Origin of the sequence: Oceanobacillus sp. Castelsardo (assembly GCF_001659985.1) — a bacterium.
GTDB lineage: Bacteria > Bacillota > Bacilli > Bacillales > Amphibacillaceae > Oceanobacillus.
Genome location: NZ_LYCS01000002.1, coordinates 164,262 through 180,235, shown reverse-complemented (window position 1 = coordinate 180,235; position 15,974 = coordinate 164,262). Strand labels below are relative to the sequence as shown.

14 protein-coding genes and 1 tRNA gene are annotated in these 15,974 nt (G+C 35.9%); 11 read left to right on the top strand and 4 right to left on the bottom strand.

The genetic code is table 11. From position 1 onward, the window contains the following. Nucleotides 1-76: 76 nt before the first annotated feature. A tRNA-Arg gene (locus A9178_RS05105) sits at nucleotides 77-152 on the bottom strand. 311 nt (nucleotides 153-463) lie between these two features. On the opposite strand from A9178_RS05105, the gene aroD reads away from it, so the two are divergent. Next, entirely contained in the window at nucleotides 464-1,228 is a 765-nt protein-coding gene (gene aroD / locus A9178_RS05100) for a type I 3-dehydroquinate dehydratase (RefSeq protein ID WP_156520703.1), read from the top strand. A gap of 119 nt (nucleotides 1,229-1,347) precedes the next feature. Here the strand turns inward: aroD and A9178_RS05095 are convergent, their stop codons facing one another. Continuing rightward, complete coding sequence (locus A9178_RS05095) at nucleotides 1,348-2,211, bottom strand: YitT family protein (protein ID WP_068673001.1); 864 nt, start codon at nucleotides 2,209-2,211, stop codon at nucleotides 1,348-1,350. A gap of 301 nt (nucleotides 2,212-2,512) precedes the next feature. On the opposite strand from A9178_RS05095, the gene rpoN reads away from it, so the two are divergent. The 10 genes from rpoN to A9178_RS05045 all read left to right on the top strand — a co-directional run bounded on the left by rpoN (nucleotide 2,513) and on the right by A9178_RS05045 (nucleotide 13,178). Continuing rightward, a complete protein-coding gene (gene rpoN, locus A9178_RS05090) occupies nucleotides 2,513-3,805 on the top strand; it encodes an RNA polymerase factor sigma-54 (protein WP_068672999.1) in 1,293 nt (430 codons plus the stop codon). Then, nucleotides 3,805-4,065, top strand: coding sequence for a glutaredoxin family protein (locus A9178_RS05085; RefSeq protein ID WP_068672997.1), 261 nt, complete (start codon nucleotides 3,805-3,807; stop codon nucleotides 4,063-4,065). Before rpoN ends, A9178_RS05085 begins: the two co-directional genes overlap by 1 nt. A 170-nt stretch (nucleotides 4,066-4,235) precedes the next feature. Next, nucleotides 4,236-5,258 carry a sugar-binding transcriptional regulator gene (locus tag A9178_RS05080; RefSeq protein WP_068672995.1) on the top strand — a complete coding sequence of 341 codons (1,023 nt, stop codon included), beginning with the start codon at nucleotides 4,236-4,238 and terminating at the stop codon, nucleotides 5,256-5,258. A gap of 77 nt (nucleotides 5,259-5,335) precedes the next feature. After that, a complete protein-coding gene (gene gap / locus A9178_RS05075; protein WP_068672993.1) occupies nucleotides 5,336-6,343 on the top strand; it encodes a type I glyceraldehyde-3-phosphate dehydrogenase in 1,008 nt (335 codons plus the stop codon). Between the two features lie 191 nt (nucleotides 6,344-6,534). Next, entirely contained in the window at nucleotides 6,535-7,716 is a 1,182-nt protein-coding gene (locus A9178_RS05070) for a phosphoglycerate kinase (protein ID WP_068672990.1), read from the top strand. Between the two features lie 44 nt (nucleotides 7,717-7,760). Then, entirely contained in the window at nucleotides 7,761-8,519 is a 759-nt protein-coding gene (tpiA, locus tag A9178_RS05065) for a triose-phosphate isomerase (RefSeq protein ID WP_068672988.1), read from the top strand. Next, on the top strand, nucleotides 8,516-10,057 hold the full coding sequence (gene gpmI / locus A9178_RS05060) for a 2,3-bisphosphoglycerate-independent phosphoglycerate mutase (protein ID WP_068672987.1): 1,542 nt from the start codon (nucleotides 8,516-8,518) through the stop codon (nucleotides 10,055-10,057). Before tpiA ends, gpmI begins: the two co-directional genes overlap by 4 nt. 105 nt (nucleotides 10,058-10,162) lie before the next feature. Then, the gene (gene eno, locus A9178_RS05055) at nucleotides 10,163-11,449 is read left to right on the top strand and encodes a phosphopyruvate hydratase (RefSeq protein ID WP_068672985.1); all 1,287 of its coding nucleotides are present in this window, start codon (nucleotides 10,163-10,165) and stop codon (nucleotides 11,447-11,449) included. Between the two features lie 122 nt (nucleotides 11,450-11,571). Beyond that, entirely contained in the window at nucleotides 11,572-12,543 is a 972-nt protein-coding gene (locus A9178_RS05050) for a nucleoside hydrolase (protein ID WP_068672983.1), read from the top strand. Between the two features lie 56 nt (nucleotides 12,544-12,599). Further along, on the top strand, nucleotides 12,600-13,178 hold the full coding sequence (locus A9178_RS05045; protein ID WP_068672981.1) for a nitroreductase family protein: 579 nt from the start codon (nucleotides 12,600-12,602) through the stop codon (nucleotides 13,176-13,178). A gap of 49 nt (nucleotides 13,179-13,227) precedes the next feature. Here A9178_RS05045 and ptsP read toward each other — a convergent pair whose 3' ends face one another. Together ptsP and A9178_RS05035 are read right to left on the bottom strand one after the other, a co-directional pair. Beyond that, a complete protein-coding gene (gene ptsP, locus A9178_RS05040) occupies nucleotides 13,228-14,940 on the bottom strand; it encodes a phosphoenolpyruvate--protein phosphotransferase (protein ID WP_068672980.1) in 1,713 nt (570 codons plus the stop codon). Between the two features lie 25 nt (nucleotides 14,941-14,965). Then, nucleotides 14,966-15,886 (bottom strand): alpha/beta hydrolase, encoded by a 921-nt coding sequence (locus tag A9178_RS05035; protein WP_068672978.1) that lies wholly within the window; start codon nucleotides 15,884-15,886, stop codon nucleotides 14,966-14,968. Nucleotides 15,887-15,974: the final 88 nt, after the last annotated feature.

The window sequence follows — 15,974 nt, the reverse complement described above, 5'->3', positions numbered from 1 at the left end:
CAAATGTATGAATAAAAAAACGCAGTGAATTCAACTATGAATTTCACTGCGTTTCTATATCGTTTTTGTGCTTTAACGCACCCAGAGGGATTCGAACCCCCGCAAAACCTGGTACCGGAAACCAGTGCTCTATCCAGCTGAGCTATGGGCACATATAATAAATTTGAGACATGTAATATTATAACCTTAATTTTTACTAGATTCAAGTCCTTAATTGCTTCATTTTCGCAGGTATGGAAATATTTTCGTTTGGTAAAGGTATTGAACAAAGTTAAATAGTGATAGAGTGACATCTCACGGTCGACTGCAGGCTTATTTGGAAAATGGTACTAATCCAGGAATTGAAAGAAAATATTGATAAAAGTCACGGAAACGTTTATTCTATCTTTAAATTAATAAATGAGAACTGGCACTAGAGTAATGGCATGACCCTATTTAAAATCTAACTAAAAAGGAGTCTTAAATAATGAATCCAATTAAAGTGAAAAATATAATCATAGGGGAAGGGATACCGAAAGTCTGTGTACCAATTGTAGGAGAAACCATTGAAAGAATAGTAGAAGAGGTAAAGTATCTTGCTACCTTAGAGGTTGATGTTGTAGAGTGGCGAGTTGATTTATTTAAGCACGTAGAAGATATCTATCAAGTAAAAGAGGCACTAAAGGAAATACGAAAACTACTACCACAGACTCCTATCATTTTTACATTTCGTAGTTTAAGAGAAGGGGGAGAAAAGGAAATTAGCACCTCCTATTATATTGAACTAAATTGTTCGATTGTTCAGACCGGACAAGTGGACATGATTGACGTAGAATTGTTTAACGAGGAAAAGGATGTAAAACATTTGGTTGAGGTTGCCCATGACCATGACGTTTATGTTATTATTTCGAATCATGATTTTCATAAAACCCCAAATAAAGAGGAAATTATAGCAAGATTACGAAAAGGGCAGGAATTAGGTGGGGATATTCCTAAAATTGCTGTGATGCCGACAAACACGGCCGATGTATTGACCTTATTAGATGCGACAAGAGAAATGAAAGAGCACTATGCAGATCGTCCGATTATTACGATGTCAATGGCAGGTAAGGGTGTGATTTCGCGCTTAGCTGGTGAATTATTTGGGTCGGCATTAACGTTTGGAGCAGCGAAAAAGGCCTCTGCACCAGGACAAATAGCAGTGGATGAATTAAAAAGAACGTTAACTTTGTTACATAAAAGTCTTTAATTGTAAAAGGAATGGTAAACTTTTTACTGTTTGTGGGATAACTAAAAGAGAAGGACCTTCTTTGATGAAAGGAAGGTCCTAAGGGTCTTTTTCATAATACTAATTTGGAGGACAATTCATTAATGGGACGCGGTTTTAAATCTTCCGCCATGAACTTCTTGAGCATCCATTATTGTAGTGAAGGCTTTGGGATCAATATGGTGTACAATACTTTTCAATTTAGCAACTTCCAAACGAGCGACAACAACATATAATACTTCTGTATCTGTATCTTTATAATTGTTCTTACCGTAAAAAATGGTTACACCGCGTTTTAATTGATTACCGATTTCTTCTGCTATGCCATCTGGATTTTTAGAAACAATTATGACAGCCTTCGTTTCATTTAAAATTCCCTGACCGACAGCATCGATGGTCTTTGAAGCAATATAATAAGTTAAAATAGATAACATTGCTTGTTCCCAACCTAGAACAAAACCAGCCCATGCAAAAATAAAAATATTGATAAACATGACAAATTCCCCGACGGAAAACGGCATGTTTTTCGTAACTAGAATTCCCAGTATTTCCGTTCCGTCTAGCGCACCTGAGTTACGGATAACAATTCCTACCCCAGCACCTAGAAGAAGACCTCCGAACACAGTTGCTAGTAAAGGTTCATCCGTAATGGTATTAAACCGTTGGAGAAAACCTTCCATAATCGATAAGGTGATGATACTGAATAATGAAGAAAATAGAAGTTCCCTTCCAATTCTTCTATAACCTGCGATAAGGAACGGAATATTTATAATTAGAACTAATATCCCGAAGTTAATGCCAGATAAATGATTTATTAATAACGAAACACCGATTACGCCCCCATCGATAATGTTATTCGGCACTAAGAATAACTCAAGGGCAACAGCTGCTAACGAAGCACCGATAAATAACATGACGTATCTTCTTATAAGCAGGGAAACGCTTTTTGATTCTTTTTCAATCATATGTATTCTTCCTTCCTAACTATTTCCAGAATGGGGTAATAAAAAAACTATGTAACAATAGCAAGTTAATAATTACTTAAATATCATATATATTTATAAATCCATCTGTCAATTGTAGTATGCCAAATGACATTCTTATTATTTAATGGCAAAATAATTGTAAGGGCTTTTTTACGTTAGGAATGTATAAAATTTTAGTAAGAAGATGTTGGAATTTTTAACGTCCCAATACAAGTATAAGAAAAACTAAATCATTCGCTAAAGCGCCAGTGAATAGGAGTTTTTCCAAAGGAGGGAATGGATGAAAACAAGGTTAATTCAAAATCAAACATTACAATGGAAAATGAATCAATCTTTAATGCAATCCATTCAATTATTGCAATATAACAGTGTACAGCTTATGGATTATATCAATCAGATTGCTAAAGAAAATCCATTAATAGAAGAAGTTAATTATGACTATGATATGGTAAACTATCGACGTTCTCATTCATATGAGAAACCAGATATTGGGGAAATTAATGAAAAGAAAGATTCGATGTATGAACACTTAAAGAAACAGCTCGTTACGTTAGGCTACTCGAAAGATTTACAACCCGTCATTGAATATGGGATTGATTCGCTGAATGAAGATGGTTATCTAGATATTGATTTAAATCATTGGGCCGAAGAATGTTCAACTACATTAAATGTAATTAAAAAAGCGATAGATATTATACAAATGTTAGAACCTGTTGGAATAGGAGCCCGTACTCTTTCGGAATGTATCATTTTGCAATTAAGGAAAATGGATAAAGCTCCGCCTTTTCTTAATGAGTTATTAAATAATCATTTAGATTGGATTGCAAACGAAGAGATAGATTTAATTGCAAGGAGTTATGGAATTACGGAAACCGTGGCAAAAGAATTAATTCGGAATATTCGATTATGCCATCCAAAACCGGGTCAACTGTTAAATGAACAATCGGTAGAATATATCATACCAGAAGCGATGATTTATAAAGAAGATGACATATGGAAATTGAAGTTTTATAATTGGGCATCCCCGATAATAAAAGTTAATCATCAATATGAAAAATTTAAAGGGATAGAAAAGGAAACGGATTTATTTCTAAAAGAAAAATATAATCAGGTTGAAACGTTAAAGCAAGCGATTTATTTTCGGACGAATACACTAGAGTCAATCATTAAAGTAATAATAGAAAATCAATTTTTATTCTTTGAATATGGAATGGCTAAGTTGAAAACGTTGACGCTGAGGGAAATAGCCTCCCAATTAGAAGTTCATATTTCTACAGTAAGTCGAACCATTAGTCATAAATATGTGCAAACCCCATTTGGTGTATTACCAATAAAATTTTTCTTACAATCGGGAATTCGGAAAAATACAGGGGAAAATATAGCAAAAGCAGCCATTCAAAATCTTATGAATCAATTGATTGATGGGGAAGATAAATGTAATCCATTGTCAGACCAAAAAATAAAAAACATATTAGAGGAGGAATTTGGAATTCAAATTGCTCGAAGGACAATTATGAAATATCGAGAACAATTACGTATACCATCATCAACCAATAGAAGGAGAAAAAAATAATGTTACATATTAACTTTTACACAAAAGAAAATTGTTCTTTATGTGTGGATGCGGAAGGATTGCTTTCTATTTTTAGACACGACTATCCGTATGAAATAGAAATGCGGGATATATACTCTAATGATCAATGGTTGGAAAAATATCAACTATTAATCCCGATAATAGAGGTAAATGGTAAACAATTAAATTGTGAAGAAATCAATTATGACTCAGTTGAAGAGTTATTAAAACAAGAATTTGAAAAGGAAGCCGGAAAATAACGGTTTTCCTTTTTTTTTGGTATTAAGGAAGGATTAGAAAACTAACACACTTGCTAGTCATTATTTGGAACCTTTTATTTGTATATTCATTAAACTATGTTATAATTAAAATCGGCTGGGACATAATAGAACCGCATGGGACGAATTATGTCCAGTTAGGAAGGGATTATATGAGAACTTTTACTGAATTGCAAAAGAAATTGGTACCAGACCTTTTGAAAATTATGCAACAACGTTACTTTATTTTACAAGCTGTTGAGAACTTTGAACCTATAGGAAGAAGAAGCTTAGCAGATCATTTAAATATGACAGAAAGATATGTCCGAAGTGAAGTTGATTTTTTACATAATCAAGGACTCCTTGATGTAACGTCGAAGGGTATGTATATTTCAAAAGAGGGTAAATTAGTTCTTGAACAATTATCTGACATGATGCGAGAAATTGTCGGATTATCTGTTTTAGAAAAGCAAATTCGGGAAAAGTTAAATGTAAGAAACGTTATTATTGTCCCTGGAAACAGTGATGAATATGAATGGGTAAAACAGGAAATGGGTAAGGCATGTGTTGCTTATCTTAAAAAGATTGTCTCTATTCATTCCGTTATTGCTGTAACTGGTGGAACAACAATGGCAGCCATTGCTGATGTAATGACTCCTTTAAGTCATGATATTTTATTTGTTCCTGCTCGTGGTGGGATTGGAGAGAAAGCCGAGAACCAAGCTAGTAGTATTGTTTCTCAGATGGCGCAAAAAGCGAATGGTGAATATCGTCAACTATTCGTTCCAGACCCAATTAGTGAATCAGCATACCAAACATTAATTAACGAACCGATGATTAAGGATGTTTTAGACCATATTAAAGGGTCGAACATTGTTATTCATGGTATAGGTGATGCAAATACAATGGCCAAGCGTAGAAAGACATCCGAAGAAACGATGCATAAGCTTTTAATGAAGCATGCGGTTAGTGAAGCATTTGGATATTATTTCAATCAAGATGGGTCCGTTGTTCATAAAGTACGAACAGTTGGATTACAACTGGAAGACTTATCATCAGTTGATCATGTTGTCGCGGTTGCTGGGGGAACTTCTAAGGCAGAAGCGATAGAATCATACTTTAAACAAGGGAAAAGTGATTTATTAATTACAGATGAGGCAGCTGCGGAACAAATTTTAAGAGGGAAATCCTTTTAAATATATGTTCAAGGAATTAGGGGAAACCTTCTATACTTGAACAAACCTATACAAAAAAACATTAGGAGGAATTTTTAATGGCAGTTAAAGTAGGTATTAATGGTTTTGGAAGAATCGGACGTAATGTTTTCCGTCAAGCTTTAAAAAATGATAATGTAGAAATCGTTGCAGTTAATGACTTAACTGATGCAAATATGCTAGCTCACCTTCTTAAATATGACTCTATTCACGGAATTTTAGAAGAAGAAGTTACTGTAAATGGTTCCAATATTGCAGTAGGCGGTAAAGAGTTTAAAGTACTTTCAGAACGTGACCCTGCACAATTAGGATGGGGAGATCTTGGAGTAGATATCGTAATTGAATCTACAGGTCGTTTCACTAATGCAGAAGATGCGAAGAAACACATTGAAGCTGGAGCTAAAAAAGTAATTATCTCTGCACCTGCATCTAATGAAGACTTAACAATCGTTATGGGTGTTAACAATGATAAATATGATCCAAGCCAACACAACATTGTATCAAACGCATCTTGTACAACAAACTGTTTAGCACCATTTGCTAAAGTACTTAATGATACATTTGGAATCAAACGTGGTTTAATGACAACTATCCACTCTTATACGAATGACCAACAAATTCTTGACTTACCACATAAAGACTATCGTCGTGCTCGTGCAGCTGCTGAAAATATCATTCCAACAACAACAGGTGCTGCTAAAGCGGTAAGTCTAGTATTACCTGAATTAGAAGGTAAATTAAATGGTATGGCTGTTCGTGTTCCAACTCCAGATGGTTCATTAACTGACCTTGTTGCTGAACTTGAAAAAGATGTAACAGTTGATGATATTAACAATGCATTCAGAGAAGCAGCACAAGGACCATTAAAAGGAGTTATGGAATACAGTGAATTACCATTAGTATCTAGAGATATTGTTGGAAACACTCACTCTTCTATCGTTGATGGATTATCAACAATGGTAATGGAAAATAACATGGTAAAAGTTGTTTCTTGGTATGACAACGAAATGGGTTATTCCACTCGTTGTGTAGACTTAGCTGTTTACATGGCTGAACAAGGGCTATAATAAATGAAGTAGAAGTGCTAATCTTGGCGCTTCCGCTAAAAAGTATAAATTTCCTGAGGGGGAGGAGGCAGCTCCTCCCCCTTTTCCCATTTTCCTATCTCTTCTTATTTCATTTAGTATATAATGGATAAGTATGCGGGAAATGGCAGACCCTAAATACAAGACATCTACATAATATAGGAGGATCTAACGTGAATAAGAAAACACTAAAAGACCTTGATGTAAAAGGGAAAAAAGTTTTTTGCCGTGTCGATTTTAATGTGCCTATGAAGGATGGGGAAGTAACCGACGATACCCGAATTAAAGCCGCATTACCAACAATTAAACACTTATCAGACAATGGGGCTAAAGTAATTTTAGCGAGTCACCTAGGTCGACCAAAAGGACAAGTAGTAGAAGAATTACGACTGGACCCAGTAGCTAAAAGACTTAGTGAATTAAGTGGTAAAGAAGTAGTAAAAACAAATGCGGTTTATGGCGACGAAGTAAATGAAGCAATCGCAAATCTTAATGATGGTGATTTATTATTAATAGAAAATGTTCGCTTCGAAGCGGGAGAAGAAAAAAATGATCCTGCATTAGTGCAAAGTTTCGCAGCTATGGCAGATTTATATGTGAATGATGCATTTGGAGCGGCTCATCGTGCACATGCTTCAACAACCGGTGTTGCGGAAAAATTACCTGCTGCAGCTGGCTTTTTGATGGAAAAAGAGATCAGTGTACTAAGCAAAGCGTTAGAAAATCCAGAGCGCCCATTTACAGCGATTATTGGTGGGGCTAAAGTAAAAGACAAGATTGATGTAATCGATAATTTGCTAGAAAAAGTAGATAATCTAATCGTCGGTGGTGGCCTTGCCTATACATTTATTAAAGCACAAGGTCATGAAATAGGAAAATCCCTTTTAGAAGAAGATAAGATTGATTTAGCAAATGAGTTTATGAAAAAAGCTAAAGAAAAAGGTGTAAATTTTGTTCTTCCAGAAGATGTTGTTATAGCAGATGATTTCTCTGAAGAAGCAAATACGAAGGAAGTATCCATTGAAGAAATCCCAGCAGATTGGGAAGCATTAGACATTGGGCCGAATACTCGCGAGAAATACAGCAAGATTGTATCTGAATCTAAATTAGTGATTTGGAACGGACCGATGGGTGTATTTGAATTAAATATATTTGCTAATGGAACAAAAGCTGTAGCAAATGCTCTTGCAACTACAGAAGGATATACTGTAATTGGTGGTGGAGATTCAGCAGCTGCAGTTGAAAAATTCGGTCTAGCAGATAAGATGGACCACGTATCTACTGGTGGTGGAGCCTCCCTAGAGTTTATGGAAGGTAAGGTTTTACCAGGAGTAGCAGCTCTAGACGACAAATAATATAAAAATTAAATCCTGCATTTAATTTATTTTGAGGTGAGACAATGCGTAAAAAAGTAATTGCTGGTAACTGGAAAATGAATAAAGTTTTATCCGAAGCAAATAGTTTTGTAGATGAAGTAAAAGAAAAAATACCTAATAGTGATCAAGTAGAAGCAATCGTATGTGCACCATATCCATTTTTAGCTTCTCTTGTAGAGAAATCAAAGGCTTCTAAATTAAAAGTTGCTGCACAAAATATGCACTTTGAAAATGATGGAGCATTTACTGGTGAAGTAAGTCCCGTTATGTTAAAGGACCTAGGAGTAACTCACGTTGTATTAGGTCACTCTGAGCGCCGTGAGTATTTTGAGGAAACAGATGAGACAGTTAACAAAAAGACTCATGCTGCATTCAATCATGGTTTAACGCCAATTGTTTGTGTTGGTGAAACATTAGAGCAACGTGAAGCTAACGAAACAATGGGTCTTGTCGGAACTCAAGTACAAAAAGCGCTTGAAGGTTTATCCGAAGAACAAGTAGCAAATACAATCATTGCTTATGAGCCAATTTGGGCAATTGGAACTGGTAAAACAGCGACAAGTGAACAAGCTAATGAAGTATGTACACATATTCGTAATGTTGTAAGAGAATTAACTTCAGAAGCTACTGCAGAACAAGTCATTATTCAATATGGTGGAAGTGTAAAACCTGCTAACGTGGATGAATTATTAGCACAATCTGATATAGATGGTGCACTTGTTGGTGGAGCAAGCCTAGAAGCTGACTCTTTCTTACAGCTTGTGGAGGCTGGAGCAAAATGAGTAATGAAAAACTAGCTGCATTAATCATCTTAGATGGATTCGCATTTCGTAATGAACAATTTGGGAATGCAGTTGCACAGGCGAAAAAACCAAACTTTGACCGTTACTGGAACCAATTTGCACATAATCAATTAACAGCTAGTGGAGAAGCGGTAGGATTACCTGAAGGACAAATGGGTAACTCTGAAGTTGGACATTTGAATATTGGTGCAGGCCGTATCGTTTATCAAAGTTTAACAAGAGTGAATTTGTCTATTAAAGAAGGCGAATTTTACCATAATGAAGCTTTTCTAAAATCGATCCAACATGCCAAAGATAATAACCGTGCGTTACATTTATTTGGTTTATTATCTGATGGTGGGGTCCATAGTCATATTAATCATTTGTTCGCTTTGTTAAAGCTTGCAAGTGATCAAGGACTTAAAGAAGTTTATGTTCATGGTTTCCTTGATGGTCGTGATGTTGGACCACAAACAGCGAAACAATTCATTAAACAAACAGAAGAAAAAATGGAGGAACTAGGTGTAGGTCAGTTCGCTACCATCTCTGGGCGTTACTATTCCATGGATAGGGATAAACGTTGGGATCGTGTGAAGAAATCATATGATGCCATGGTATATGGGGAAGGACCTAGCTACCATACCGCTATGGAAGTTGTAGAAGACTCCTATGAAAACGGAGTTTATGATGAATTCGTTATTCCTTCTGTAATTGTTGATGAAAATGGAGAGGCAGTTGGAAAAGTACAAGATAATGATTCTATCATTTTCTATAATTTCCGACCTGACCGTGCAATCCAAATCTCTCGTACTTTTGCAAATGAAGACTTCCGTGATTTTGATCGTGGACCTGGTGTTCCGAAAAATCTTGATTTCACGATGTTAACAAACTTTAGTGAAACAGTTGATGGTTATGTAGCCTATAAACCGGTGAACTTGGATAACACGATTGGTGAGGTTCTGTCTCAAAATGGTTTAAAACAATTACGTATTGCAGAAACAGAAAAATACCCACACGTAACCTTTTTCATGAGTGGTGGACGTGAACAAGAATTCGACGGAGAAAAACGAATTCTTATTAATTCACCAAAAGTAGCGACTTACGACCTTAAACCAGAAATGAGTGCTTACGAAGTGACGGACGCGTTGCTTCAAGAACTTGATTCTGAAGAACGTCCAAATGCTATTATTCTTAACTTTGCTAACCCTGATATGGTTGGGCATTCCGGAATGTTAGAACCAACTATTAAAGCAATCGAAGCAGTGGACGAGTGTTTAGGCAAAGTTGTCGATAAAATCGTGGAACTTGGTGGGAATGCAATTATTACAGCTGATCATGGTAACTCGGATGAAGTAGTAACATTGGAAGGTGAACCAATGACAGCTCATACAACAAACCCTGTACCTGTCATCGTTACGAAAGAGGATATTAAATTACGTGATGGTGGAATTCTTGCAGACTTAGCACCAACCTTACTTGATTTATTGAATGTTGAAAAACCAGAAGAAATGACTGGGAATTCATTGATTGAAAAATAAATATATATCCTAAAACTCCAGTAATGAGCTAAGATTGGCTAGCCACTCATTGATTGGAAAAATGGACTTAATAAAAAACTACTATAATTAAGGAGAGAAAAAATTATGCCATACATTACAGACGTATACGCACGTGAAGTATTAGACTCACGTGGTAACCCAACAGTAGAAGTAGAAGTTTATACAGAATCAGGTGCTTTCGGTAGAGCGTTAGTTCCAAGTGGTGCTTCAACTGGTGAATATGAAGCAGTTGAATTACGCGATGGAGATAAAGACCGTTATTTAGGTAAAGGCGTTCTTCAAGCTGTGAATAACGTAAATGAAGTAATTGCTCCAGAACTAGTTGGATTGGACGTTACTCGTCAAAACATCATTGATGCAACAATGATTGAATTGGACGGTACTGAAAACAAAGGTAAATTAGGTGCAAACGCAATTCTAGGTGTTTCCATGGCTTGTGCTCGTGCTGCAGCTGATTTACTTGATGTACCATTATATAACTACTTAGGTGGATTTAACTCTAAAACACTTCCAACGCCAATGATGAACATTGTTAACGGTGGAGAGCATGCGGATAACAACGTAGACATTCAAGAATTTATGGTTATGCCTGTTGGCGCAGAAAGCTTTAAAGAAGCACTTCGTATGGGCGCAGAAATCTTCCATGCATTGAAAAAAGTATTGGGTTCAAAAGGTTACAATACTGCAGTAGGTGATGAAGGTGGATTCGCTCCTAACCTAGGTTCAAACGAAGAAGCTCTTCAAACCATTGTAGAAGCAATTGAAGCAGCGGGTTATAAACCTGGTGAAGAAGTTAAATTAGCAATGGACGTTGCTTCTTCTGAAATTTATGAGGACGGTAAATACAACCTTAAAGGAGAAGGCGTTGTTCGTACTTCTGCAGAAATGGTTGAATGGTATGAAGAAATGGTTAACAAATATCCTATCATCTCCATTGAAGATGGTTTAGATGAAAACGACTGGGAAGGTCATAAACTATTAACAGACCGTCTTGGTGACCGTGTACAACTAGTTGGAGATGACCTATTCGTTACAAATACGAAAAAACTTGCACAAGGTATCGAGCAAGGTGTAGGTAACTCTATCCTTATCAAAGTTAACCAAATTGGTACACTAACTGAAACATTTGATGCAATTGAAATGGCGAAACGCGCTGGGTACACAGCAGTAATTTCTCACCGTTCTGGTGAAACTGAAGATTCAACTATTGCTGACATCGCTGTTGCAACAAATGCTGGTCAAATTAAGACTGGTGCTCCATCACGTACAGACCGTGTAGCTAAATACAATCAATTATTACGTATTGAAGATGAATTGGCTGGCATGGGCGAATATGGTGGATTAGGTTCATTCTATAACTTGAAAAAATAAGTTAGTTACAAAATCAATAGAGTGCAAAACCGGAAAGGTTTAGCACTCTATTTTTTTATTGTTTCCATGAAGGCATAGGACAAATTATAGAATTAATATCATAGCATAGGGAGGGAGGAAGAATGGCGAAAAAAGTATTGCTCTTTGGAGACATTGGCATAGATGATACTGTAGCTCTCATCTTTTCTTATTTAAGTAAAGATATTGACGTAGTAGGTGTGGTAGCCGATTATGGTAACATACCTAGAGAAAATGCGATAGCTAATATTAATTATGTTTATAAGATGTTTGATATATTAGAAATAGAAAATTTTAAAATTATTGCAGGAGCGGAACTTTCGATGACGGGAGAAATTCCTAAGTTTTTCCCGGAAATTCATGGGGAATATGGACTTGGGCCTATTATACCCCCTACAGATGGGGCTCAGGTTTTAAGTGAAAATTTCTTTGAAGTCATTGAAATCATTAAAGAACATTTGGATGATCTTATTATCGTTAATATTGGTCGATTGACCTCTTTAGCTACATTGTTTATTCTGCATCCTAATTTGATGAAACAAATTAAAGAATACTATATTATGGGAGGAGCATTCTGGTATCCAGGTAATGTTACATCAGTTTCTGAAGCTAACTTCCATGGCGATCCGATAGCTGCACAATTAGTTCTTAGTTATGCAAGTAAGGTTAAAATTTATCCTTTAAATGTAACATCTAGAGCAATTGTTACACCTGAAATGGTTAATTATATTGATCAAGTCGGGAAAGTACCTCTAATAAAAACCCTCCTTGATTACTATTATGATTTTTATAAAAAACGTGATCCAAGTGTACAAGGAAGTCCTTTACATGATGTACTCACCTTAATGGCTGTATATTATGATGATATGCTTAAGTATGAGAGTTTTCCGGTTTATGTCGTACGGTCAATGAATGGAACGGAACGGGGTCAGAGTATTGCTGACATAAGACCATTTGGAGATTTAGAAGAAGAAACGGAAGCGGTCATTAAAAAACATCAAATTGCGTTACAGCTAGACTATCCAAAATTTTTCAAGCATTTTATGGAAGTGATGACAGGGGTAGAATTTAAATAGAAAAATATGAATGTATGTTAAAATAGTAGTAAGAATGTGGGCAGGAGGAGAACGTTATTGATATTTTAGAGGGGATTAAGTCTCGTAGATCTATCCATTCATTTAAAGAAGAACAAGTAAATAAAGAAACATTAAAGCAAATCTTCACCTATGGCTCCTTTGCGCCGACCCATTATATGAAAGAACGTTGGAAAATTAAAGTATATCAAGGTGACGGAAGGAAGGGCTTTATTCAAAGTATCATGAAAAGTTACCAGAGGATTGGCATGATTAAAGATGATGACCATCCGAAAACGTTAAAAACGATAGATTCCTTATCCAGTTTCCTTCTTGCTATCCCTCACCATGCTGTGATTTATTATGAACAGCCCAACGATAAGATTCGAAATGAAGAAGAATATGCATCCATTTGTGCTTTTATACAAAATGCTCAACTAGCCGCATGGAAGTTTGGGGTAGGTATGTTATGGACTATCACACCCTATATGCACGATCCACAATTTGTAAAAGAAATCGGGTTAGAGGGCAAACGAATTAAAATAGCTGCTGTAATGCAAATGGGATATCCAAAAAAGATTCCAATTGATAAAGGAAGGACGCCGATTGACGAAAAGTTAGAGTTTGTTGAATGTTAAACAATAAAAAACACCTTGTCCAACAAGTAAAGACAAGGTGTTTAGCGTTTTACTCAGTTATTCCTTTAATAAATTCCACCACTTCATCTGCAGTCCCCATCGATAAAATTTGCACTTTGTGTTTGGCAATTTCTTTCTGAGATAGATTTTTTATTTGTGTCCGTGCAGGTAAAATAGATGTTGCGCTCATACTGAATTCATCTAAACCAAGTCCTAAAAGTATTGGAATAGCAATCGGGTCACCAGCCATTTCACCACACATACCAGTCCATTTTCCTTCTTTATGTGCGGATTCAATAACATTGTTTACTAAGTTAAGAATAGCTGGATGATATGGTTGATACAAATAAGAAACCCGTTCATTCATACGGTCTGCAGCCATCGTATATTGTATTAAATCATTCGTTCCGATACTAAAGAAATCCACTTCTTTTGCAAACTGTTTCGCTGTTACGGCAGTCGATGGAATTTCGACCATAATTCCAACTTCAATATCCTCTGCAACTTTCACACCACTAGCCTTTAGAGATTCCTTTTCGTCTAAAAGGATAGATTTAGCTTGACGGAATTCCTCTAACGTTGCAATCATAGGAAACATAATTTTCAAGTTTCCGTAAGCACTAGCGCGGAGCAATGCTCGTAATTGTGGACGGAAAACGTCCTCATTTTCTAAACAAAAACGGATTGCTCGAAAACCAAGAAATGGGTTCATTTCCTTAGGAAGATTAAGATAACTAAGTTCCTTGTCTCCACCCACATCCAACGTTCGAACAACAACAGGCTTCCCATCCATCCTCTCTAGAACGGTTTTATACGCTTCGAACTGTTCTTCTTCTGAAGGTAGTTCACTTTTACCCATATAAAGAAATTCTGTGCGGTAAAGTCCTACTCCTTCGCCACCATTATTTAAAACTCCATCAATGTCATTTGGGGTCCCAATGTTAGCAACTAATTCAACTTGTTCCCCGTCTTTCGAGAATGTCGGTTCACCTTTTAATTTTGCCCATTCTGCTTGTTGTTTGCGGAAAGTGTTTTGTTTCTCACGGTAATTTGCTAATTCTTCTTCACTAGGATGAATAATTACTTTCCCTTCCATACCATCGATAATTACCATATCATTTTGACTTATAGAGGTAGTTACATTTTTCGTTCCTACGACAGCTGGAATCTCAAGAGACCTCGCCATAATAGCTGAATGGGAAGTCCTTCCGCCAATGTTGGTAGCAAAACCTTTCACATATTGGCGATTTAATTGTGCCGTATCAGATGGTGTTAAGTCATTCGCAATTACGATTACTTCCTCATTTATTAATGCAGAGTTAGGAAATGACACACCTAATAAATGAGCCATTACACGTTTGGTCACATCTCTAATATCAGCAGCACGTTCTCTCATGTACTCATTATCCATATTTTGAAACATTTCAATAAACATGTTTGCAACTTCATCAAGAGCTGTCTCCGCCATCACGTTTTTTTCCTTGATTTTATCCTTCATTGGATTAATCATTTCAGGGTCATTTAAAATAAGCAAGTGTGCAGAAAAGATTTCAGCATGCTCATCTCCTAAGGAATTTCTTGTATGTTCTTTAATTTTCTCAAGTTCTGATTTAGATGTATCTAATGCCCGATTCAATCTTTCTATTTCCTCAATAGGATTGTCGATGGTTTTCTTTTCAAAAGATAAATCAGGAGTGGTAAGTTGATATGCTTTTGCTATTGCAATTCCTGTCGATGCTGCTATACCTTCGATTAGTGTCATTTTTACTTCTACAACCTTTCCATCTCTAATTTACTGTGTTTGATAATTGCTGATTAATCCAGTTACAAATGACGGAGTATACTTCTTCCTTAACTGAATCATTTATTATCTCATGTCGAGCACCTTTGAATAAATGAGTATCTATCGACCTTATACCTGCATTTTTATATAATTGCACACTTTTCCAAACACCTTTCTCATAATTTCCTACAGGATCATCAGAACCACTTATAAAAAGCATCGGTAAGTCCTTTCTTATCAATTCATTTTGCTTTTGCATTTGGTATAATCCAGACATTAAATCATAAAAGAAACGAGCAGTTGGAATGAATCCGGATAAAGGGTCATTCATATACTTTTCAACTTCTAATTCATCACTAGATATCCAATCATGCTTTGTTTTATGCCCTTTAATTTTCTTATTATAATTCCCAAATGCTAAATGATTCATAATCTTCGATGGCTTTTTACTTGGCAATAATACGGAAAGTAATTTACCTGGTACAGTTACGATGTTTGGAAAATAACCGGTTCCGGATAAAATAACTCCATTAATAGAATGGCTATATTTTTGTATGAAATTTCTTGCGATAAAGGAACCCATACTATGACCGAAAAGAAAAATGGGTACGTGAGGATGTTCTTCTTTTATGTGAGTGTTTATTTGGTGTAGATCATTCACCACTTTAAAGAAGCCATTGTTTTTATCAAAATAACCGAGTAAACCTTGTTTTAATCCAGTTTGTCCATGTCCTCGATGGTCATTACCATATACGGTAAATCCTTTATCTGTTAGGAATGTTGCAAAAGACTCATATCTTCCTATGTGTTCTGCCATACCATGGGAAATTTGTATAATTGCTTTTGGTTTAGCATTTTCTGTTTGCCATCTTTTTATGTATAAATCGGTATGATCTTCTGCTTTTAACCAAAAGGACTGTTTCATCTAATCATCCTTTCTTTTAAATAAAGGTAAAGTATAGCTTGCTATTCTTTTATTAATTGTGCTAAAGTAAATAGTAGTTAGTGTCGGA

Bases quoted from the DNA above. Each gene is read 5' to 3' on its own strand.
- ptsP (WP_068672980.1), bottom strand. From the start codon at position 14,940: ATGACACTAATCGAAGGTATAGCAGCATCGACAGGAATTGCAATAGCA.
- A9178_RS05085 (WP_068672997.1), top strand. From the start codon at position 3,805: ATGTTACATATTAACTTTTACACAAAAGAAAATTGTTCTTTATGTGTG.
- A9178_RS05050 (WP_068672983.1), top strand. From the start codon at position 11,572: ATGGCGAAAAAAGTATTGCTCTTTGGAGACATTGGCATAGATGATACT.
- tpiA (WP_068672988.1), top strand. From the start codon at position 7,761: ATGCGTAAAAAAGTAATTGCTGGTAACTGGAAAATGAATAAAGTTTTA.
- A9178_RS05095 (WP_068673001.1), bottom strand. From the start codon at position 2,211: ATGATTGAAAAAGAATCAAAAAGCGTTTCCCTGCTTATAAGAAGATAC.
- A9178_RS05035 (WP_068672978.1), bottom strand. From the start codon at position 15,886: ATGAAACAGTCCTTTTGGTTAAAAGCAGAAGATCATACCGATTTATAC.
- rpoN (WP_068672999.1), top strand. From the start codon at position 2,513: ATGAAAACAAGGTTAATTCAAAATCAAACATTACAATGGAAAATGAAT.
- eno (WP_068672985.1), top strand. From the start codon at position 10,163: ATGCCATACATTACAGACGTATACGCACGTGAAGTATTAGACTCACGT.
- gpmI (WP_068672987.1), top strand. From the start codon at position 8,516: ATGAGTAATGAAAAACTAGCTGCATTAATCATCTTAGATGGATTCGCA.
- gap (WP_068672993.1), top strand. From the start codon at position 5,336: ATGGCAGTTAAAGTAGGTATTAATGGTTTTGGAAGAATCGGACGTAAT.
- A9178_RS05080 (WP_068672995.1), top strand. From the start codon at position 4,236: ATGAGAACTTTTACTGAATTGCAAAAGAAATTGGTACCAGACCTTTTG.